Annotated in this window: 13 protein-coding genes; 10 read left to right on the forward strand and 3 right to left on the reverse strand. The window is 75.0% G+C overall.

Annotated features, from left to right (window positions below; translation table 11 throughout):
• Positions 1 to 26: 26 nt before the first annotated feature.
• Complete coding sequence (locus tag ACIF6L_RS17450) at positions 27 to 2858, reverse strand: flippase-like domain-containing protein (protein ID WP_396488360.1); 2832 nt, start codon at positions 2856 to 2858, stop codon at positions 27 to 29.
• 134 nt (positions 2859 to 2992) lie between these two features.
• Between ACIF6L_RS17450 and ACIF6L_RS17455 the strand changes: the two genes are divergently transcribed.
• From ACIF6L_RS17455 to ACIF6L_RS17470, 4 genes are all read left to right on the forward strand, one after another.
• A complete protein-coding gene (locus tag ACIF6L_RS17455) occupies positions 2993 to 3337 on the forward strand; it encodes an MGMT family protein (protein WP_359803263.1) in 345 nt (114 codons plus the stop codon).
• A gap of 113 nt (positions 3338 to 3450) precedes the next feature.
• A complete protein-coding gene (locus tag ACIF6L_RS17460; RefSeq protein ID WP_396488362.1) occupies positions 3451 to 6768 on the forward strand; it encodes an ATP-dependent helicase in 3318 nt (1105 codons plus the stop codon).
• Between the two features lie 77 nt (positions 6769 to 6845).
• Entirely contained in the window at positions 6846 to 10073 is a 3228-nt protein-coding gene (locus ACIF6L_RS17465; RefSeq protein WP_396488363.1) for a UvrD-helicase domain-containing protein, read from the forward strand.
• A 192-nt stretch (positions 10074 to 10265) separates the two neighbouring features.
• Positions 10266 to 11456, forward strand: coding sequence for a PP2C family protein-serine/threonine phosphatase (locus ACIF6L_RS17470; protein WP_329489497.1), 1191 nt, complete (start codon positions 10266 to 10268; stop codon positions 11454 to 11456).
• 32 nt (positions 11457 to 11488) lie between these two features.
• On the opposite strand, the gene ACIF6L_RS17475 is transcribed toward ACIF6L_RS17470, so the two are convergent.
• A complete protein-coding gene (locus tag ACIF6L_RS17475; protein ID WP_396488364.1) occupies positions 11489 to 12460 on the reverse strand; it encodes an endonuclease/exonuclease/phosphatase family protein in 972 nt (323 codons plus the stop codon).
• 76 nt (positions 12461 to 12536) lie between these two features.
• Between ACIF6L_RS17475 and ACIF6L_RS17480 the strand changes: the two genes are divergently transcribed.
• The 6 genes from ACIF6L_RS17480 (at position 12537) to ACIF6L_RS17505 (ending at position 20623) form a co-directional block, all read left to right on the forward strand.
• Complete coding sequence (locus ACIF6L_RS17480) at positions 12537 to 13175, forward strand: PadR family transcriptional regulator (RefSeq protein WP_329489499.1); 639 nt, start codon at positions 12537 to 12539, stop codon at positions 13173 to 13175.
• A gap of 73 nt (positions 13176 to 13248) precedes the next feature.
• Positions 13249 to 14022 (forward strand): ABC transporter ATP-binding protein, encoded by a 774-nt coding sequence (locus ACIF6L_RS17485; RefSeq protein ID WP_329489500.1) that lies wholly within the window; start codon positions 13249 to 13251, stop codon positions 14020 to 14022.
• Positions 14019 to 16907: an FtsX-like permease family protein gene (locus tag ACIF6L_RS17490; RefSeq protein ID WP_396488367.1), complete on the forward strand. Its 2889-nt coding sequence runs from the start codon at positions 14019 to 14021 to the stop codon at positions 16905 to 16907. The genes ACIF6L_RS17485 and ACIF6L_RS17490 overlap by 4 nt, the downstream gene beginning before the upstream one ends.
• A gap of 139 nt (positions 16908 to 17046) precedes the next feature.
• The gene (locus ACIF6L_RS17495; protein ID WP_396488369.1) at positions 17047 to 18459 is read left to right on the forward strand and encodes a dipeptidase; all 1413 of its coding nucleotides are present in this window, start codon (positions 17047 to 17049) and stop codon (positions 18457 to 18459) included.
• Positions 18460 to 18540: 81 nt separating this feature from the next.
• Positions 18541 to 19482: an NAD(+) diphosphatase gene (gene nudC, locus ACIF6L_RS17500; RefSeq protein WP_329489503.1), complete on the forward strand. Its 942-nt coding sequence runs from the start codon at positions 18541 to 18543 to the stop codon at positions 19480 to 19482.
• A 277-nt stretch (positions 19483 to 19759) separates the two neighbouring features.
• Complete coding sequence (locus tag ACIF6L_RS17505) at positions 19760 to 20623, forward strand: GntR family transcriptional regulator (protein WP_352295763.1); 864 nt, start codon at positions 19760 to 19762, stop codon at positions 20621 to 20623.
• 35 nt (positions 20624 to 20658) lie between these two features.
• On the opposite strand, the gene ACIF6L_RS17510 is transcribed toward ACIF6L_RS17505, so the two are convergent.
• Positions 20659 to 20916 carry a mycoredoxin gene (locus ACIF6L_RS17510; protein WP_329489505.1) on the reverse strand — a complete coding sequence of 86 codons (258 nt, stop codon included), beginning with the start codon at positions 20914 to 20916 and terminating at the stop codon, positions 20659 to 20661.
• Between the last annotated feature and the right edge of the window lie 64 nt (positions 20917 to 20980).

Genomic DNA, 20980 nt, shown 5'->3' on the forward strand with positions numbered 1-20980 from the left:
CGGGCCCTTCCCGCGTACCGGGAGCCCTACAGGGCGCCCTTGCGCTGGAGCATGTTGTAGGAGATCCAGCCGGGTAGCACGGGCAGCCAGAAGGTGAGCGCCCGGTAGAGGAAGACCGCCGGGGTGGCGATCGTCGGGGGCACGTCGGCGACGGTGAGCGCACCGATCAGGGCGACCTCGACCGGGCCGATGCCGCCGGGGGTCGGGATGGCCGAGCCGGCCGCGTTGGCGGTCAGGAAGACCACCGCGACCGCCGAGAAGCTGATGCTGCCGCCGAAGGCCTGCACCGAGGCGTCCAGGCAGGCGGTGAAGGAGAGCGTCAGCAGCAGGATCCCGCCGAAGCCGGTGACCAGCTTGCTGGGCGTCTGCATCAGGTCGAGCATCCGCGGCACCACGCCGAAGAACAGCGAGCGCAGCCGGTTCAGCACGAACCGCCGCAGCGGCGAGACGGCCGCGACCACCAGGGCGAGCACGGCGGCGGTCAGCACGCCGATGATCACCGCGCGGGAGGCCGAGAGGTCCCCGTTGGTCTGGCTGCCGGTGATCAGGCCGAAGCTGAACAGCAGCAGCAGGTGCCCGGCCAGGCCGGCCAGCTGGGAGGCGCCGACCGAGGCGACCGCCTGCCCGGAGCGGATCCCGGCCTTCTGCAGGTAGCGGGTGTTCAGCGCGATGCCGCCGATCGCGGCCGGCGCCACCAGCTTGACGAAGGAGCCGGCCAGCTGGGCCGCCACGGTGCGGCGGAACGGCAGCTTCTCCGGGACGAAGCCGGTCAGGCTCATCGAGGCGGCGACGTAGCTGAACGCGGCGGCGGCGAGCGCCACGGCCGCCCAGGCCCAGTCCATCTGGGAGAGCTTGAGCTGGGCCGGCTTGATGGTGGTCAGCGCGAGGTAGGCGGCGAAGGTGAGCGCGATCACCATGATCAGGCTCTTCGGCTTCAGCCGCTCCAGCTTGGCCGTCTCGGTCGGCGCCTCGGGGGCGATCTGGAGGATCTGGCCGCGGATCCGGCTGAGCAGGTCCTCCCCGGCGACCGCGATGTCCTCCTCGGCCTGCTGCTGGGTGCGCTCGCCGGCGGCGACCTGCTCCAGCGCCTGGGCCCGGGCGGCGGTCTTGCGCTCCTTGGTGAGCTTCTTCAGGTCGACCCTGGTGGAGCGGCTCAACCCGACCGGCTGCAGCAGCGGCAGCGCCTGCGCGACCCGCTCGGCGCCGAGGACGGCGTTGGCGGTCGCGACCGCCCGCTCCGGGCCGATCCGCAGGGCGAAGGTGGTGAGCAACTGGGCGACGTCGATGCGCAGCGTCAGATCGGTGGCGGCGATGTCGCCGCCGGAGAGGTTGACCAGGCAGGCCGCCTTCTCGTCGACCACCAGCAGCGACTCGCCGGTCAGCCGGCGGTGCGCGATCCGGCGCTCGTGCAGGGCGGCGACGGACTCCCAGAGCGAGGCCATCACCCGGTCGGTGACCTCCTCGTCCGAGAGGTCGTCCAGGATGCGGCCCTCGACGTTCTCGTAGACCAGGATCGCGGCGTCCGGGCCCAGCTCGGAGGTGGCCACCAGCTGCGGCGAGCGGGCGCCCGAGGCGGCGGCCGCGTAGGCGATCAGCGCCTCCTGCTCCAGCGCCTGTCGCAGCGACTGCGGGCTGCGGCGGACGGCCACCGAGCGCAGCCGCAGCCGCCGCCAGGCGCGGTAGAAGAAGCCGGAGGCCTGCTGCTCGCGGTCGATGATGTGGACGTCCAGCGGCGGGCCGCTCTGCTGGCCGACGTAGTAGCGGCGGGTGCCGCCGGGGGCGTCGGGGGCGCGGTGGGCGCTGGCCGGGGTGAAGCCGACCTTGCGCAGGCCGATCATCAGGTGCTGGCCGGTGGGCCGGATGTTGGGCGAGCCGATCGCGTACAGCGTGCCGTATGCGACGGACCAGCCGATCAGCACGGTGAGCAGCAGGGACAGCGGGGTGGTGTAGCCGCCGAGCAGCTCGGTGAGCCCGCTGAAGACCACCACCACCCAGAGGGCGACCCGCCAGCGCGGCCGGCTCGACATGCCGACCGCGGTCATGTAGGCGATCACCGGCGCCAGATAGCCGTGCACCGGGTCGGTGAGGGTGCCGTTGCTGTCCATCGGCAGCCGGGTGAGGGCGTCCCGGATGTGCTCGGAGGCGCCTTCGGCCACCCACCAGTCGATGCCCAGCGAGACGCCGTAGGAGAGCACCGAGGCGAGGACGCCGTCGGCGACCCGCAGGCCGTCGCGTTTGATCAGGCGCTCGACGGCGAAGGCGAGCGGGACGGCGAGCACCGCGACGCTGGAGACCAGGCCGGTGATGGTGGCGAGCACCGGGGAGAAGCGCGGCGCGTTGGAGGCGATGTCCAGCTCGATGCCGGTGGTGGTCGAGGTCGCCACCCCGGCCAGGACGAACACGGCGACTATGCCGAGGACGCCGGCCAGGAAGCGGATCAGGTCCGACGGGCGGTGCGCGCGGGCGGCGAGCAGCGGTTCGTCGACGTCCAGGTAGGGGGTGTCGTCCAGCGGGTCGTACCCCTCGTACCCCGCGTGCTCCTGCGGCCGCTCCTGTCCCTCGGGTACCAGGAAGGGCTCCTCGGGTACCGGGGGCGGCTCCTCGGCCGCCGGGGACGGCTCGGGGACGGCGGGCGGCTCGGGCTGCTGGGCCGGGACGCCGGCCGGGGCCGGTCCGGGCGCCCCGGCCCCGGGGACGGCCCCGGGTTCGGTCGGCTGCGGGGTCTTGATCGTCCGGTCCTTGATCAGGGAGACTTCGGGTGTCGGCGTGGCGGCGGGCTCTCCACCGGGGCCTGCGGGCATGGTGTCGGAAGACTCGTCGGAGTCCTCGCCCTCGCCCACGTCAGCCGTCCCGGTCATCTGGTCTTGTCCTCGTATCACCACTCACCGCCCCGAAGATGGTGGCATGCCGCGGCGCCCCGTGCTGGACAGGGGCCGGATCGGGCGCGGCGGATCATGCCCACCGGGCCGCGCGCCGGGGCCGGTGAGGAAGAATGCCGCAGGTGACGGACGCTACCGACGACGCCGGACCGGGCGGCCTGCCGCCCTTCGCCGAACTGGTTCTCGACCTGACCGAGCGGATTCCACCCGGCCGGGTGATGACCTACGGGGACGTTGCCGAGTACCTCGGCCAGGGCGGCCCCCGCCAGGTCGGCCGGGTGATGGCCCTGTACGGCGGCTCGGTGCCCTGGTGGCGGGTGGTCCGCGCGGACGGCCGGTTCCTGCCCGGACACGAGCACCGCGCCCTCGCCCGGTACGGCGAGGAGGGCACCCCGCTGCGCGAACTCGCCGACCCGCCCCGGGTCGACCTGAAGCGGGCCCGCTGGGACGGCCGGTAGCGCCGAACCGGGTGCGAGGACGGGAATGACGGGGCAGGATCGTAGGCTCGATACGGACGGGCCCCGCCGCGGGCCCGTCCGCCGTTGCCCGAAGCACGACCCCCAGGACGTCCGTGAGCTCCCCCTACCGTCTGGTGCGAAGCCCCCTCGCGCTCCCCGCCCCGCCCGTGCTGGACGACTACCAGCGCGCCGTGGTGGAGCACGCGGGCGGCCCGCTGCTGGTGCTCGCCGGGCCCGGGACCGGCAAGACCACCACGCTGGTGGAGGCCGTCGCCCGGCGGATCGAGCGCGGCACCGACCCCGAGCGGATCCTGGTGCTGACCTTCAGCCGCAAGGCCGCGATGGAACTGCGCGACCGGATGTCCGGCCGGCTCGGGGCCTCCGCCCCCGCCCCGCAGGCCACCACCTTCCACTCCTTCTGCTACGCGCTGCTCCGGGCCCACCAGGACCCTCAGGACTACGCCGAGCCGCTGCGGCTGCTCTCCGGCCCCGAGCAGGACGTCATGGTCCGCGAGCTGCTGGCCGGCGGCGCCGAGGACGCCCGCGGGGGCCGCGGTCGGATCGACTGGCCGCTCGACCTCCGGGCCTGCCTGACCACCCGAGGCTTCGCCGACGAGGTCCGCGCCGTGCTCGCCCGCAGCCGGGAGCTCGGCCTCGGCGAGGCCGAGCTGCGGCGGTTCGCCGAGGGCGTGCAGCGCCCCGACTGGGCGGCCGCCGCCCACTTCCTGGCCGACTACCTGGACGTCCTGGACCTGCGCGGGGTGCTCGACTACGCCGAGCTGGTCCACCGCGCGGTGCTGCTGGCCGAGCGCCCCGAGGTGGGCGAGCGGCTGCGGCAGCGCTACGAGGTGGTCTTCGTCGACGAGTACCAGGACACCGACCCCTCGCAGGTCCGGCTGCTGCGCCAGCTCGCCGGCGGCGGGCGGGAGCTGGTCGCCGTCGGGGATCCGGACCAGTCGATCTACGCGTTCCGCGGCGCCGACATCAACGGCATCCTGGAGTTCCCGCAGACCTTCCGGCAGGTCGGCGGCGGCCCGGCCGAGGTCAAGGTGCTGCGGGTCTCCCGCCGCTCCGGCGCCGTACTGCTCGCCGCCTCCCGCGAGCTGGCCCGGCGGATGCCGATGGGCCGGCTGCCGGCCGACAAGCTCGCCCAGCACCGGGCCCTGCTGCCGTCCCGCGAGGGCGGCCGGGTCGAGGTGTACACCTACCCGACCCCGGGCACCGAACTGGACTCGATCGCCGACCTGCTGCGCCGCGCCCACCTGGAGGACGGCGTGCCGTGGGGCGAGATGGCCGTCCTGGTCCGGGCCGGCGGCCGGTCCATCCCCGGGGTGCGGCGGGCGCTCAGCGCGGCCGGCGTCCCGCTGGAGATCGACGGTGACGACCTGCCGCTGCGCGAGGAGCCCGCCGTCGCCCAGCTGCTGCTCGCCCTGCGGGTCTGCGCCGAGCAGGCCGCCCGGGACAAGCACGACCGCGCCGCCGGCCCCGACCCGCTCACCACCGAGCTCGCGCACACCCTGCTCACCGGCCCGCTCGGCGGCCTGGACGGCTCCGACCTGCGCCGCCTCGGCCGCGCCCTGCGCGAGGAGGAGCGTGCCGCGCTGCGCGCCGACGGCCGGGCGGCGGCCGTGCCCCGCGCGGCCGAGGAGCTGATCCGCGAGGCCCTCGCCGAGCCCGAGCGGCTGATCGCCCTCGACCCCTCGCACGCCCGGCGCGCCCGCGACCTCGGCACCCTGCTGCGCAAGGTCCGCGAGCGGCTGGCCGGCGGCTGCACCGCGGAGGACGCGCTCTGGGAGCTCTGGGACGGCAGCCGGCGCTGGCGCGAGCGCCTGGAGCGGGCGGCGCTGCGCGGCGGCGCGGCCGGCCGCAACGCCGACCGGGACCTCGACGCGCTCTGCGCCCTGTTCGAGACCGCCGCCCGCGCCGAGGAGCAGGTCACCGGCCACCGCAGCGCCCTCGACCTGCTCGCCGAGCTGGAGGCCCAGGACATCGCGGCCGACACCCTCACCGTGCGGGCCGTCCGCCCGGACGCCGTCCGGCTGATGACCGCGCACCGCTCCAAGGGCCTGGAGTGGCGGGTGGTCGTGGTGGCCGGCGTCCAGGACGGCCTCTGGCCCGACCTGCGCCGCCGCGGCTCGCTGCTGGAGGCCGACCGGATCGGCCGCGACGGCCTGGCCGAGCCGCTCTCCCCGGCCGCCCTGCTCGGCGAGGAGCGCCGGCTCTTCTACGTCGCCGCCACCCGCGCCAAGGAGCGGCTGATCGTCACTGCCGTCAAGGCCCCCGCCGACGACGGCGACGAGCCGTCCCGCTTCCTGCGCGAGCTCTACCGCGAGGACGTCGACCCGCGGACCGGCAAGGTGCTGCGCCGGACCCCGCCGGTCACCGTCGAGGACGTCACCCACCGCCCGCGCCGCCCGCTGTCCGTCCCCGCGCTGGTCGCCGAGCTGCGCGCGGTCACCGTCGACCCGGCCCGGTCGCCCGAGCTGCGCCGCGCCGCCGCCGAGCGGCTCGCCACCCTGGCGCTGGCCGCCGACGAGGACGGCCTGCCGCTGGTGCCGGCCGCCCACCCGGACCGCTGGTGGGGCCTGGACGACGCCACCGCCGCCCCCGAGCCGCTGCGCAGCGCCGATCTGCCGGTTCGGCTCTCCGGCAGCGGCCTGGAGCAGCTGGAGAACTGCTCGCTGCAGTGGTTCCTGGACAAGGAGGTCAAGGCGCGCGGCGCCGGTTCGGCCGCCCAGGGCTTCGGCAACGTGGTGCATGCCCTCGCCGACGAGGTCGGCTCCGGCCGCACCCCCGCCGACCTCGCCGTGCTGATGGAGCGGCTGGACACGGTCTGGGACGCGCTGGCCTTCGACGCGCCCTGGAAGTCCCAGCAGGAGAAGACCGAGGCCCGGGCCGCCCTGGAGCGCTTCCTGAACTGGCACGTCCTGCAACGCGGCCGCGACGTGGTCGCCACCGAGCACGGCTTCGACGTCACGTTGGACGTCGGCGGCGTCTCGGTGCGGATCCGCGGCTCGATGGACCGGGTGGAGAAGGACGACGCCGGGCGGGCCTACGTGGTGGACTTCAAGACCGGCAAGGAGGCGCCGACCGACAAGTCGCTGCCCGAGCACAAGCAGCTCGCGGTCTACCAGCTCGCCGTCCGGGCCGGGGCGCTCAACGAGCTGCCCGGGTTCGAGGGCCGGGTCCCCGACTCCGGCGGGGCCGAGCTGGTGCAGCTGCGCAAGCCCGACAAGGGCGCCCCGGAGGCGCCCAAGGTGCAGCGCCAGGACCCGCCGGACGGCGAGCCGTGGATCGAGAACCTGCTGGCCGACGCCGCCGGGCGGGTCCTCGCCGAGCGCTTCGTGCCGCGGACCGGCGGCGGCTGCGACCGCTGCACCTTCCGTCGCAGCTGCTCGGCCCAGCGTGACGGCGCCCAGGTGGTGGAGTGAGCGCCGCGGTGTGGGGGTGGCCACAGCGGGCCGGGCGAGGGGCCCGCACTGTCGGCGGTGCCCGTTAACGTTGCGGGGTGACCGCCGCGCTCAGCCACCCCGACCAGCTCAAGGAGCTGCTGGGCATCCCGTTCAACCGGGAGCAGATGGCGGCCATCGGCGCTCCGCTGGAGCCGGCCGTGATCGTCGCCGGGGCGGGCTCCGGGAAGACCACGGTGATGGCCGCCCGGGTGGTCTGGCTGGTCGGGTCCGGGGCCGTCCGCCCGGAGGAGGTGCTCGGCCTCACCTTCACCAACAAGGCCGCCGGGGAGCTCGCCGAACGCGTCCGCGCGGCCCTGCGGCTCGGCGGCGTGGCCGAACCGGACGAGGAGGCGCTCGGCGAGCCGGAGATCTCCACCTACCACGCCTTCGCCGGCCGCCTGCTCAAGGAGCACGGCCTGCGGATCGGCATCGAGCCGGACGTCCGGCTGCTCGCCGACGCCACCCGCTTCCAGCTCGCCGCCAAGGTGCTGCGCACCGCGCGCGGTCCCTTCCCGGCGCTCACCGGGACCTTCAGCAACCTGGTCGCCGACCTGACCGCGCTGGACGGCGAGCTCGCCGAGCACCTGGTCGAGCCGGACGCGCTGCGCGCCTTCGACGAGGAGCTGCTCGACACCCTCGCCACCGTCCGGCTCGGCAACGACGACCTGCGGGCCGTGCCGGTCACCGCCCGGGCCCGGCTGGAGCTGCTGCGCCTGGTCGAGGAGTACCGGCGGCGCAAGGCCGCGGCCGGGCTGATGGACTTCGGCGACCAGATAGCCGCCGCCGCCCGGCTCGCGCAGCAGCGCCCCGAGGTCGGCGAGCTGCTCCGGGCCCAGTACCGGGTGGTGCTGCTCGACGAGTACCAGGACACCTCGGTCGCGCAGCGGCTGATGCTGGCCGGCCTGTACGGCGCCGGCCCCGAGGGGCGGGGCACCGGCCACCCCGTCACCGCCGTCGGCGACCCCTGCCAGGCGATCTACGGCTGGCGCGGCGCCTCGGTCGCCAACCTGGACGACTTCCCCCGGCACTTCCCGAAGGCCGACGGCTCCGGGGCGGCCCGGTACTCGCTCAGCGAGAACCGCCGCAGCGGCGGGCGGCTGCTCGCCTTCGCCAACGAGCTGGCCGAACCGCTGCGCGCGATGCACGAGGGCGTCGAGGCGCTGCGCCCGGCTCCCGGCGCCGAGCAGGAGGGCTACGTCCGGGCCGCGCTGCTGCCCACCCACGCGCAGGAGATCGACTGGCTGGCCGACTCGATCGCCCACCTGGTCCGCACCGGTACCGCCCCGGGCCGGATCGCCGTGCTCTGCCGGGGCGGCGCGGCCTTCCCCGACATCCACGCGGCGCTGGTCGCCCGGGAGGTGCCGGTCGAGGTGGTCGGACTCGGCGGCCTGCTGCAACTGCCCGAGGTGGCCGACCTGGTGGCGACCTGCGAGGTGCTGCAGGACCCGACCGCCAACGCGGCGCTGGTCCGGTTGCTGATCGGCCCGCGCTGGCGGATCGGCCCGCGCGACCTCGCCCTGCTCGGCCGGCGCGCCGCCGAGCTGGTGCGCACCGCCCGGCCGGAGGGCGTCGAGGCGCTGGCCGCGGCCGTCGCCGAGGCCGATCCGACCGAGGTGGTCTCGCTGGCCGACGCGCTGGAGACCTTCCTGGACCCGGCGTCCGGCGGGGACGGCGACCGGTCCGACGAGCTGCCGTTCTCCGCGGAGGCCAGGCCGCGCTTCGCCCGGCTCGCCCGGGAGCTGCGCGAGCTGCGCCGCTCGCTCGCCGAGCCGCTGATGGACGTGTTGCACCGGGTGCTCGCGGTCACCGGCCTGGAGGTCGAACTCGCCGCCTCCCCCCAGGCACTGGCCGCCCGCCGCCGGGAGACCCTGCACGCCTTCCTGGACGTCGCGGCCGGCTTCGCGGACCTGGACGGCGACCCGGGCCTGTCGGCCTTCCTCGGCTTCCTGCGCGCCGCCCAGGAGTACGAGCGCGGGCTGGACAGCAGCCTGCCCGGCGGGGAGGACACCGTGAAGGTCCTCACCGCGCACAAGTCCAAGGGCCTGGAGTGGGACGTCGTGGCCGTTCCCGGGCTGGTCAGGGGCGCCTTCCCGTCCTCGACCACGCGTGAGCGCTGGACCAGCGTCAAGCGGGTGCTGCCGCACGCCCTGCGCGGCGACGCGGCCACCCTGCCCGATGTGCGCGGCGGGTGGAACAGCAAGTCCATGGCCGCCTTCAAGGCGGCGCTCGCCGAGCACTCGGGCACCGAGGAGCTGCGCCTCGGCTACGTCGCCTTCACCCGGCCGCGGTCGCTGCTGCTGGCCTCCGGGCACTGGTGGGGCCCCAGCCAGAAGACCGTGCGCGGCCCGTCCGCCTTCCTGGAGCGGCTGCGGACGCACTGCGAGCGGCCCGGCGCCGGCGAGCTCGAACACTGGGCCGAGCAGCCGCCCAAGGGCGCCGAGAACCCGGCGCTGGCCGCGCCCGTCGAGCGGCCCTGGCCGCTGCCGCTGGATCCGGCGGCCCAGCACGCCCGCCGCCGGGTCGCCGCGGTGGTGCACCGCCGCCTCGCCGGCCTGCCCGCCCCCGAACCGGAGCCGATGGCCGCCGAGGACCGCCGCCAGGTCGAGTCCTGGGACCGCGACCTCACCGCGCTGGTCGGCGAGTTGGAGCGGTCCCGGCGCAGCGTCCGGGAGGTGCCGCTGCCCGCCGCGCTGTCGGCCACCCAGCTCCAGCGGCTGGCCGCCGATCCGGACGGCTTCGCGCACGACCTGGCCCGCCCGATGCCCCGGCCGCCGCAGCCGGCCGCCCGCCGGGGCACCCGGTTCCACGCCTGGGTGCAGTCCCGGATCGAGCCGCTGCTGCTGATCGAGCCGGGCGCGCTGCCGGGCGCGGACGACGACGGCATCGAGGACGAGCAGGACCTGGAGCGGCTCAAGGAGGCGTTCCTGCGCACGCCCTACGCGAACCGGACGCCCTACCGGGTCGAGGCGCCGTTCCAGTTGGTGCTGGCGGGCCGGGTGGTGCGCGGCCGGATCGATGCGGTCTACCGGGAAGATGACGGCCGGTCGGAATTCGGCGGCGCGTCACGCTACGAAGTGGTGGACTGGAAGACGCACCGCGAGGAGACCGCCGATCCGCTCCAGCTCGCGGTCTACCGGGTCGCCTGGGCCGAACAGTTGGGAGTTCCGCCGGAGCAGGTCACGGCGTCCTTCCTGTACGTCCGCAGCGGTCGGGTCGAACAACCCGCAGGACTTCCCGACCGAAAAGAGTTGGAACGGCTCCTGATCGGGAACAGTGAAGAATGAGTCACGCAGAGCATTCAAGTCATCACGGCAGCGGGCGAAACCTGTGCGTAGTGCACGTTTCGTGCCTATTGTGGGGTCGGTAACCGGTCAACCCCTGTGCTCCGGCCGCCAGCGAGGCCCGCATTCCCCAACCCTCAGTCATCACCGCGGGTGCCCACGGGGCACCGGCGTCTTCTGCTGGAGAGACCGAAGTTGAGCGCGACCGGATGGATGAGAGAGCGGTTCGCCGGGCCGGCCCCGGGGACCGCTCCGGGCTCGACCGGCACCTGGCCGAGGACGGCGCTCGCGCTGCCGTTCATCGGCATGGCGCTGGTCGTGGCCCTCGACTACGTCAGCAACACCGAGGTGACGGTCGAGCCGGCCCTCACCGCCGTTCCCGCGCTGGCCGCCGTGGTCAGCCGGCGTACCTGGTACCCGCTCGCCATCGGCCTCTGCACCGAGGCCGTGGCCTTCCTGATGGCCGCCAGCAGCGACTCGCTCGGCGAGTCCGTGCACAGCGCCACCGTCTTCGCCGTCGTGCTGGTCGCCGCGATCGGCTGGGTCAGCGCCACCCTGCGGCTGCGCCAGGAGAAGGCGCTGGCCGACGCCCAGCTGGTCGCCTCGATCGCCCGCCGGGTGCTGCTGCGGCCGGTTCCCGAGCGGGTCGGCACCGTCCGGGCCGCCGTCCACTACGAGGCCGCCGCCGCGCACGCCAGGATCGGCGGCGACCTCTACGAGGTGGTCAACACCCGGCACGGGGTCCGGGCCGTGGTCGGCGACGTCCGGGGCAAGGGGCTCGGCGCGGTGGAGACCGCCGCCGCCGTGCTCGGCGCCTTCCGGGAGGCCGCCCACCAGGAGCCCGCGCTGGACCGGGTGGCGGGCTGGCTCGCGGTGAGCCTCGACCGGGCCCTGCACGAGAACGAGCACCCCGGCGTGGAGGAGGAGTTCGTCACCCTGGTGCTGATCGGGGTCCGGCCCGACGGCACCGCCGAGATCGTCAACTGCGGCCACCCGTCGCCGCTGCTGCTGCGGGGCACCGAGCCGGTCCGGCCGCTGGAGCTCGCCGAGACGGTGCCCCCGCTCGGCGTCCTCGACCCGGTCGACGTCCGGCCGCCGGTGCACGAGGTCCCGCTGCGGCAGGGGGACCGCGTCCTGCTGTTCACCGACGGAGTCATCGAGGCCCGGGACCGGGCGGGCGTCTTCTACCCGCTCGCCGAGCGGCTGCCGCACTGCGCGGACGGCCACCCGGTGGACGTCCTGCGACGCCTGCACCAGGACGTGGTCCGCCACGTCGGCCGCCAGCTCGGCGACGACGCGGCGATGCTGCTGCTCCAGTACGACCCGCTCGGGCCGGAGCCGCACCTGCCGCACCAGAACGGGCAGCTGACGCACCCCCGGAGCTGACCGCCCGGCACCGGGCGGCCCGGCCGGACCGCCTAGAGGCCGACCTCCACCACCAGCGGGCGGTGGTCCGACACCACCGTCCGCGGGGCGGCCGCCGGGCCGACCGCGGTGCGCGGCACGCCCACCGCGAGCACGTGGTCGAACTGCACGGTCGGCCGGTGCGAGGGGTAGGTGGGCGTGCGGGCCAGGTCGTACCAGCCCTGGAGTCGCGCCCGGGGCTCGCGCACCCGCCGCCGGCGCGGCTCGACCAGGGCCGGCCGGGCCCGCCGGGCCGCCCGCAGTTCGCGCACCCGTGCCCGGGGCGCCGTCCGGTCCAGCGCGGTGGCCCCGCCCAGCACCGTCCGGGGCACCGCGCCGATCAGGTTGAAGTCCCCCAGGACCAGGTAGGGCTGCGGCAGGTCGGCGATCCAGCGCCGGATCCCCGCCAGCTGCGCCATGTTCCAGCCCGGCACGAACGACAGGTGCGCCGCCACCACGGTGAACGGCCCGTGCTCGCCCTCCAGTACGGCCGCCAGCGCGGCCCGCGGCTCGTCCGGGACGGGCGTGAGCCCGCGCCGGCCGGCCACCCGCAGCGGCAGCCCGAACGGGGCCGGGGCGAACCGCCGGGCCCGCCAGTGCCGCACCGGCAGCCGGGTCAGCAGTGCGGTGCCGTACGACGGCGGCGCGTCGTCGCCGACCTCGTTCGGCCCGTACACCTGGAGTCCGGCGGGGACGGCGGGCTCCGGCACCCAGCCCGCGACCGGCGCCGGGCGCCCGTGCAGCGCGGCGGCGAACCGCCAGTCCGCGGCGCCCATCGCCTTGGCGGCGACGGCGGCCTGGTCGGTGCCGCCGGAGCGGGCCTGGTAGCGGTCCACCTCCTGGAGGGCGAGCACGTCGGCGTCCAGCGCGGCCACCGCCTCCGCCAACGGTCCACCGGCGTCGGCGGGGTAGGGCCGCGGAGCACCGTCCGGGGCGAGCGGCTGACCGTGCAACAGATTGAAGGTGGCGATGCGCAACTGGCTCACACCGCACGACGGTACCCGCTCGCCGGGAGGGGGCGCCGCTTGAGCCCGCCGGGCATACCGGGTATACATACTCGGTATGTCCATCCGTCACGGTCTGCTCGCCCTGCTCGACCAGGGCCCGCGCTACGGCTACCAGCTGCGTACCGAGTTCGAGGCGCGCACCGGTGCCACCTGGCCGCTCAACGTCGGCCAGGTCTACACCACCCTGTCCCGCCTGGAGCGCGACGGCCTGGTCGAGCCCGCGGGGGAGGACGAGGAGGGGCACCAGTTCTACGCGGTCACCGAAGCAGGACGCGCGGAGCTGCGCACCTGGTTCGACACCCCGGTGCCGCGGACCAGCCCGCCGCGCGACGAGCTGGCGATCAAGCTGGCCATGGCGGTCACCGTCCCCGGGGTGGACGTGCCCGCCGTCGTCCAGGGCCAGCGCCGGCACAGCATCAAGGCGCTCCAGGACTACACCCGGCTCAAGGCCCGCGCGCTGACCGGCGAGGCCCGCCCCGGCGGCGCCGGCCCGTCGGCCGCCCCCGGCGCCGACCTCGCCTGGCTGCTCGTCCTCGAACAGCTGATCTTCCAGACCGAGGCCGAGATCCGCTGGCTCGACCACTGCGAGACCCGCCTCGCCCAGCACGCCGAGATCGAACAGGCCCGGGCCGCCGAGGCCCGCGCCGCCGAGCCCGAGGTCGTCCGGCGCGGGCGGCGCCGCACCCGGGCCTGAACCCCGTACGGACTTCACGAACCACGGCCCGGCCGCGATCCGCGACCCCGGGCCCAGAACAGCAGGGGGAAGTGTGATCCACACCGATCCGAGCAGGCTCGGCACCGAACCGGTGCTGCACCTGGACAACGTCACCCGGGTGCACGGCCAGGGCGCGGCCGAGGTGCACGCGCTGCGCGGGGTGGACCTCCGGGTGCACCCCGGCGAGTTCGTCGCCGTGATGGGGCCCTCCGGCTCCGGCAAGTCGACCTTGCTGACGCTCGCCGGGGGGCTGGACACCCCGAGCAGCGGTCGGGTCCTGGTCGAGGGCACCGCCCTGGGCGGCCTCAACCGCAAGAAGCTGGCCGAGGTCCGTCGCCGTTCGGTCGGCTACGTGTTCCAGGACTACAACCTGATCCCGGCCCTCACCGCGGCCGAGAACGTCTCGCTGCCGCGCGAGCTCGACGGTCTCTCCGGCCGCGCCGCCCGCCGCGAGGCGATGACCGCGCTGGAGGAGCTCGGCATCCCCGAGCTCGCCGACCGCTTCCCCGACGACATGTCCGGCGGGCAGCAGCAGCGCGTCGCCATCGCCCGCGCGCTGATCGGCGACCGCCGGCTCGTCCTCGCCGACGAGCCCACCGGCGCCCTCGACTCCACCACCGGCGAGTCGGTCCTCGCCGTGCTGCGCGCCCGCTGCGACGCCGGCGCCGCCGCGATGATGGTCACCCACGAGGCCAGGCACGCCGCCTGGGCCGACCGCGTGGTCTTCCTCCGCGACGGCCGCATGGTCGACGAGAGCATCAGCCAGGACGCCGGCACCCTGCTGGTCTCCGCGGCCACCAACGCGAAGGGCCCGGTGGCGCAGTGAGGTTCAGCGCCTGGCGGGTCGCCCTGCGGATCGCCCGACGGGACGCCCTGCGCGCCAAGGGCCGCAGCGCGCTCGTGGTCGCCATGGTCGCGCTGCCCGTGCTCGGCGTCACCGGCGCCGACGTGTTCTTCCGCAGCGCCGAACTCGACCCCGTCGAGCGGATCGTCCGCACCATGGGCCAGTCCGACGCCGAGATCCACATGGTCGACCGCGGCTCGATCATCCTGCAGGCACCGGACCCGGACCAGCCCTTCGACCTCACCGGCGCCGACGAGGCCAAGGTGGAGAACGGCCGGCCCCAGTACACGCCCGAGCAGCGCCGCAGCCTCGACACCGAGCCGGCCGAACTGGTCAAGCAGCTGGTCCCGGCCGGCACCACGCTCGTCCCGCTGCGCGAGGGCCCGTACGTCCCCACCAGCACCGTGCAGGGCCTGCTCAGCGTGCGGACCGCCGAGGCCGACCTGAACGACCCGGTCTGGAAGGGCCGGATCGACGTGGTCGAGGGCCGCGCCCCGAGCGCCGGCCACGAGGTCGCCGTCACCCGGGACTTCCTCGACCGCTCCGGCCTCAGGATCGGCGACCGCACCTCCCCGCGCGGTCTGGAGGCCACCCCCTTCACCATCACGGCCGTCGCCGAGTACCCCGGCGACCTGCGGGCCACCGGGCTGATCGCCCGCCCCGGCGCGCTGGTCGACCCGCTGATGAAGCTGCCCGGCGCCGACAAGGGCCTCGGCCGCTCCGCGCTGGGGGAGAGCGCCCGCTGGCTGGTCAAGCTCCCGGCCGGGGCCGCGATCGACTGGCCCAAGGTGACCGAGTTCAACAAGTACGGCTTCACCGTCGCCTCCCGCAGCGTGCTGCTCGACCCGCCGGCCCGTTCCGAGGTGCCGCTCTACGCCCAGAAGGGCCAGAGCAGCGGCGGTACCCCCTACCTCGACCGGACCTCCGTCGTCATCCTCGCCACCGTGGTCGGCATGGCGCTGCTGGAGATCGTGCTCCTCGCGGGCCCCGCCTTCGCCGTCGGGGCCAGGCGCTCCCGCCGCCAGCTCGGTCTGCTCGCCGCCGGCGGCGGTAACCGGGCCGACGTCCGCGCGGTCGTCCTCGGCGGCGGGGTCGTGCTCGGAGTCACCGGCGCCGCCCTCGGTCTGGCCGTCGGCGTCGGCCTGGTCGCGGTGCTGCGCACCCAGGCCGAGAACTACGCCGGCGAGCGGTTCGGCCACTTCGACCTCCAGCCGCTCGACCTGCTCGGCGTCCTGGGCATCGGCCTGGTCACCGGTCTGCTCGCGGCCGTCGTCCCGGCCGTCCAGGCCTCCCGGCAGGACGTCGTCGCCGCGCTGACCGGCCGCGACTCGCTCAAGCCGCCGAGCCGCAAGCTCGCGCTGCTCGGCCTGCTGATGGTGGCCGGCGGTGCCGCGCTCGCCCTGCTCGGCGCGACCAGCGGCTTCGGCAACCGCAGTACGGCCGTGCTCGGCGGCTCGATGATCGCCGAACTCGGCATGGTCGCCCTGACGCCCTACCTGGTCGGCCTGTTCGGGCGGATCGGCCGCTGGCTGCCGCTCGGCCCCCGGCTCGCGCTGCGCGACTCGGTCCGCCACCGCGGACGCACCGCCCCCGCCGTCGCGGCGGTGATGGCCGCCGTCGCCGGCTCGGTCGCCGTCGGCATCTACACCGCCAGCAGCCATGAGGAGCACCGCCGGGAGTACGTCGCCGCCGCGCCGGCCGGCGCGGTCACGGTGAGCAGCGGCTGGGGCTCGGCCGCCGACGGGAAGCTGCTGCCCCAGCTGCGCGGCGCCGTCGAGAGCAACATCCCCGACCTCGGCCGGCGCGCCGACGTGCAGGAGGTCGGTCTCAAGGGCGACTGCGACCGGACGCACGGCAACTGCGGCTACGTCACCACCGAGCTGCCGAAGGAGCTGCGCTGCCCGCTGTTCGACAAGGGCAGCGAGGCCATCGCCCCGGCCGAGGCCGAGCGGCTCCGCAAGGAGGACGCGCGCTGCAGGGCGAACCACTCCTACCGGGTCAACCCGTTCAGCATGGTGGCCGCCGGGGACGCCACCCTGCTGCGCAACCTGTTCGGTGTGGACGACCCGGCCGCCGGCCAGGCGCTGGCCGCCGGCAAGGCCGTCGTGTTCGACGCCGACTACGTCAAGGACGGCAAGCTCGTCGTGAGCGTGACGGAGCCGGCCGAGGAGCAGTCGAACAAGCTGAACGCCTCGCCCGTGCACGACACGCCCAGCCATGAGATCGCCGTCGACGCGGTGCTGTTCCGCGCCGTCGTCCCGACCGGTGGCCAGGCGCTGGTGAGCCCGGAGACCGCCGGCCGGCTCGGGCTGGGCACCCATGACGCCGGTTCGGTCTGGCTGCCCGCCAAGGCGCCGTCCGACAGCGCCGAGCAGAAGGCGACGGCGGCGATCGACAAGCTCGCCGACGGCACCCAGTTCGGGGTCGAGCGCGGCTTCCGGTCCAACGACGACCTGGTCAGCCTCGGTCTGACGGGCTTCGCCGCCCTGGTCGCGCTCGGCGCCGCCGGCATCGCCACCGGGCTCGCCGCCGCCGACTCGCAGCGCGACCTGACCACCCTCGCGGCGGTCGGCGCCGCGCCGCGGATCCGCCGCAGCCTCTCCGGCTTCCAGTGCGGGGTGATCGCCGCGATGGGCACCCTGCTCGGCGTGGTCGCCGGGGTGGTGCCGGCGGTGGCCCTGCGCAAGGTGGAGGGCGTCTCCGTCTCCTACCCGGGGATGTCCCCCGAGGAGACGGCCGACCACAGCGTGATCGTCTTCCCGTGGCTCGACATCGGCGCCACCGTGATCGTCCTGCCGCTGCTCGCGGTGGGGCTGGCCACGCTGCTCACCCGCTCGCGGATCTCGCTGCTGCGCCGCTCCGGCTGACCGCGCGTTCCCCGTGTCCCCCGTCACCCCCGGCCGCCGCCCCCGTGCGGCCGGGGGTGACGGACGTTACAGGCCGTCCGGCGCCCGGTGGCCGGACGGCCGGGGCGGGCACCCGCACGGGCGAACTAAAGTCGTCCGTATGACGAGAACCCCGGACAGCGTCGTCCGCTCCTTCATCGACCGGCACCAGGCCGAGTTCCTGGCCGACCTCTCCGACTGGCTGGGCATCCCCTCCGTCTCGGCCGAGCCCGAGCGGGCCGGTGAGGTCCGCCGCTCCGCCGAGTGGCTGGCCGCGAAGCTGGGCGGGACCGGGTTCCCGGTGGTCGAGGTCTGGGAGACGGACGGCCTGCCGGCGGTGTTCGCCGAGTGGCCGTCGGGGGACGCGTCCGCGCCGACCGTCCTGGTCTACGGGCACCACGACGTGCAGCCCGCCGCCAAGGAGGACGGCTGGGCGACGGAGCCCTTCGAGCCGACCGTGGTCGGCCGGCAGCTGTTCGCGCGCGGGGCCGCCGACGACAAGGGGCAGGTGTTCTTCCACACGCTCGGGGTCCGCGCCCACCTGGCCGCCACCGGGCGCACCGCGCCGGCCGTCAACCTCAAGCTGCTGATCGAGGGCGAGGAGGAGTCCGGCTCGCCGCACTTCCCCGCGCTGGTCCGCCGGGAGGCCGGGCGGCTGGCCGCCGATGTGGTGATCATCTCGGACACCGGGATGTGGTCCGAGACCACGCCGACGGTCTGCACCGGCATGCGGGGCCTGGCCGACGCCCAGATCGACCTCTACGGCCCGGACAGCGACATCCACTCCGGTTCCTTCGGCGGCGCCGTCCCCAACCCGGCGGCGGTCGCGGCCGAACTGGCCGCGGCGCTGCACGACGAGGACCGCCGGGTGGCCGTCCCGGGCTTCTACGACGGCGTGGTCGAGCTGACCGCGCGCGAGCGCGAGCTCTTCGCCGAGCTGCCCTTCGACGAGGGGCAGTGGCTCAAGGTCGCCAAGTCGCACGGCACCCTCGGCGAGGCCGGCTACTCCACCCTGGAGCGCGTCTGGGCCCGGCCGACCGCCGAGGTGAACGGCATCTGGGGCGGCTACACCGGCCCCGGCGGCAAGACCATCGTGCCGTCCTCGGCGCACCTCAAGCTCTCCTTCCGGCTGGTGGCCGGCCAGGAGGTGGAGCGGGTCCAGGAGGCCGTCCGGTCCTGGGTGTCGCAGCGGGTGCCCGAGGGCATCCGGTACGCGCTGGAGTTCCCGGGCGCCACCCGGCCCTGCCTGACCCCGCTGGACCACCCGGCCCTGCGGTCCACCGTCCGGGCGATGGAGCGGGCCTTCGGGCAACGGATCCTGTTCACCCGGGAGGGTGGTTCCGGCCCGGCCGCCGAACTCCAGGACGTGCTCGGCGCGCCGGTGCTCTTCCTCGGCATCTCGGTGCCCTCGGACGGCTGGCACTCGGTCGACGAGAAGGTCGAGCTCGACCTGCTGGCCAAGGGCGTGGAGACGACCGCCTACCTCTGGGCCGACCTGGCCGAGAACTGGCGGCCGGGCGGCGAGGCGGCGTGAGGGCCGCGGGGCGCCCTCCGCGGCCCGTCCTGGCGAACAGACCACTCATCCGGATGATTCATCACGTGGGGATGGAACGAAGTGAGCACCGTGCCTGAGACCGAACGCCCGCTGCCCCCGGCACTGGCCCGGGCCGGGGTCGACCGGGCGGCCCAGCACCGGTTCGACGAGCCCTGGCTGGCGGCCGCCTGGAGCCACCCGACCACCAAGGTGCTGCCGATCGCCGGCGGCGAGGCGTTCGTGGTGGACACCGGGCAGGGCACCGAACTGGTGCTGATGCCCTCGTTCGAGGCGCCGCAGACCGGGGACCGCTACTTCCTCGGCACCGACGAGGACGGGGTGTCGTACTTCGCGCTGGCCGGCGAGAGCCTGCCGGGGCGCCTCGACGGCGACGCCCGCCCGGCCGGGCTGCGCGAGGTCGGGGGGATGCTCTCCGACCGGGACGCCGGGCTGCTGGTGCACGCCGTCGCGCTGGAGCACTGGCACCGGCTGCACAGCTTCTGCTCGCGCTGCGGGCACCCGACCGAGAAGGCCGGCGCCGGCCACGTCCGGCGCTGCACCTCCTGCGCGGCCGAGCACTACCCGCGCACCGACGCGGCGGTGATCATGATGATCACCGACGAGCAGGACCGCTGCCTGCTGGGCCGGCAGGCGCTCTGGCCGGAGGGCCGCTGGTCGACCCTGGCCGGGTTCGTCGAGCCGGGCGAGTCGATCGAGCAGGCCGTGGTCCGCGAGGTCTTCGAGGAGGCCGGGGTGCGGGTGGCCGAGGTCGCCTACGTGGCCAGCCAGCCGTGGCCGTTCCCGTCCAGTCTGATGCTGGGCTTCATGGGCAAGGCCGATCCGGACGGGACGGCCATCACCGTGGACGGCGAGGAGCTGGCCGAGGCGCGCTGGTTCTCCCGGGAGGAGCTGCGGGCCGGCATGGCGGCGGGCGAGATCTTGCCGCCGTCCGGGATTTCGATCGCCCGTCACCTGGTCGAACTCTGGTACGGGGAGCGGCTGCCTTCGGCGGCGCGCTGGTAATTCCGACAATCGGGGGCGTGCGGCTTATTGCCGCGCGCCCCCGATTTCGTTTCGTGCCCTCCGTCGCGCCGGTCATCCAGGGGCCCGGCACGGCCGAACGGGTGGTCCGGACGGATTTCGCGCCGGTCGGGCGCGCTGACGTTCGTATCCGGAGGGGCCGCCTCCTGCCGTGTTCCGGCGGGCCAGGGTGCCCACCGCGGGCCCGCCGTCGCCGATCCGGGTCGACATTGTCGGAATCGGCTGAAACCGGGTCACCGCCCTCGCTACATTCACTCGGGTGACAATCCCCCGAGGCACCACCCAATCCCCCAAATACCAGCGCCTCGCCGCCGATCTGCGCCGCCGGATCGCCGAGGGCGAATTCACCGCCCAGGCCGCCCTCCCGGTCGAGAGCGAACTGGAGCGCCAGTACGGGGTCGCCCGCAACACCGTCCGGCTGGCCGTCGACGTCCTGGTCAACGAGGGCCGGCTGGTCCGGCTCCAGGGCAAGGGCACCTACCTCCGGGAGCACCCCGTCCTGGACCACCGCGCCTACGGACCGGCCCCGGCGCCGCCGGGGCCGCGCGACCCGCTCGCCGGGCCGCGGGACTGCCTGGCCGTGCCCACCGCCGTCTACCTCGGCGAGGCCGCCGACGCCGGCCGGGAGCTCACCGTCGACTTCGAGATGATGATCGTCCGGGCCCGGGTCGACATCGCCGAGCGGCTCGGGCTCCGGCCCGGCGAGGCGATCGTGGTCCGCCGCCAGCTCCGGCTGCTGGACCGTGAGCCGTACTCGATCGAGGAGAGCCACTACCGGGCCGGCCTCGCCGCGGGCACCCCGCTGATGGAGCCCGACCAGATCGACGGCGGGGACGAGGCGGTGCTCGCCCTGCTCGGCCGGACCGAGATCGGGGCGGTGGACCACCTGGTGGCCCGGATGCCCGGCCCCGAGGAGGCGCAGTGGTTCCAGGGCGGCCCCGGGGTGCCGCTGATGGTCCAGACCCGGGTGACCTACGACCGGCGCGGCCCCGTCCGGGTCATCGAGACCCGCTACTCCGCCGACCGCAGCCGGCTGGTCTACGGCGTCGGCGACCTCGCCGCCCGGACCCAGCTGCCCGCACCCGCGGCGCCGGTGGACCCGGCCCGGGCCGACGCCCCCTGAGGCGCGCCGGCCCGGGCCCCGCGGGCCGTCGCGGGTCAGGCCGCCAGGGCCTTCTTGACCTGCATCAGGCTCGGGTTGGTCATCACGACCTGCTCGCCGCCGCCCGCCGGCGTCACCAGCACCGTCGGCACGATCTGGTTGCCGCCGTTCACGGACTCGACGAAGGACGCCGAGTTCGGGTCCTCCTCGATGTTGATCTCGGTGTAGCCGATGCCTTCACGGGTCAGCTGGCTCTTGAGTCGGTTGCAGTACCCACACCAGGTCGTGCTGTACATCGTCACGCTGCCGGACATCGAGGGGCTCCTTCGGGAAAGAGGGCGTGCGGTCTCTGGGAGGAACGTCCGTCACGCAACGGTC

The sequence above is a fragment of the Kitasatospora sp. NPDC086009 genome, assembly GCF_044540385.1.
Classification (GTDB): Bacteria; Actinomycetota; Actinomycetes; order Streptomycetales; family Streptomycetaceae; genus Kitasatospora.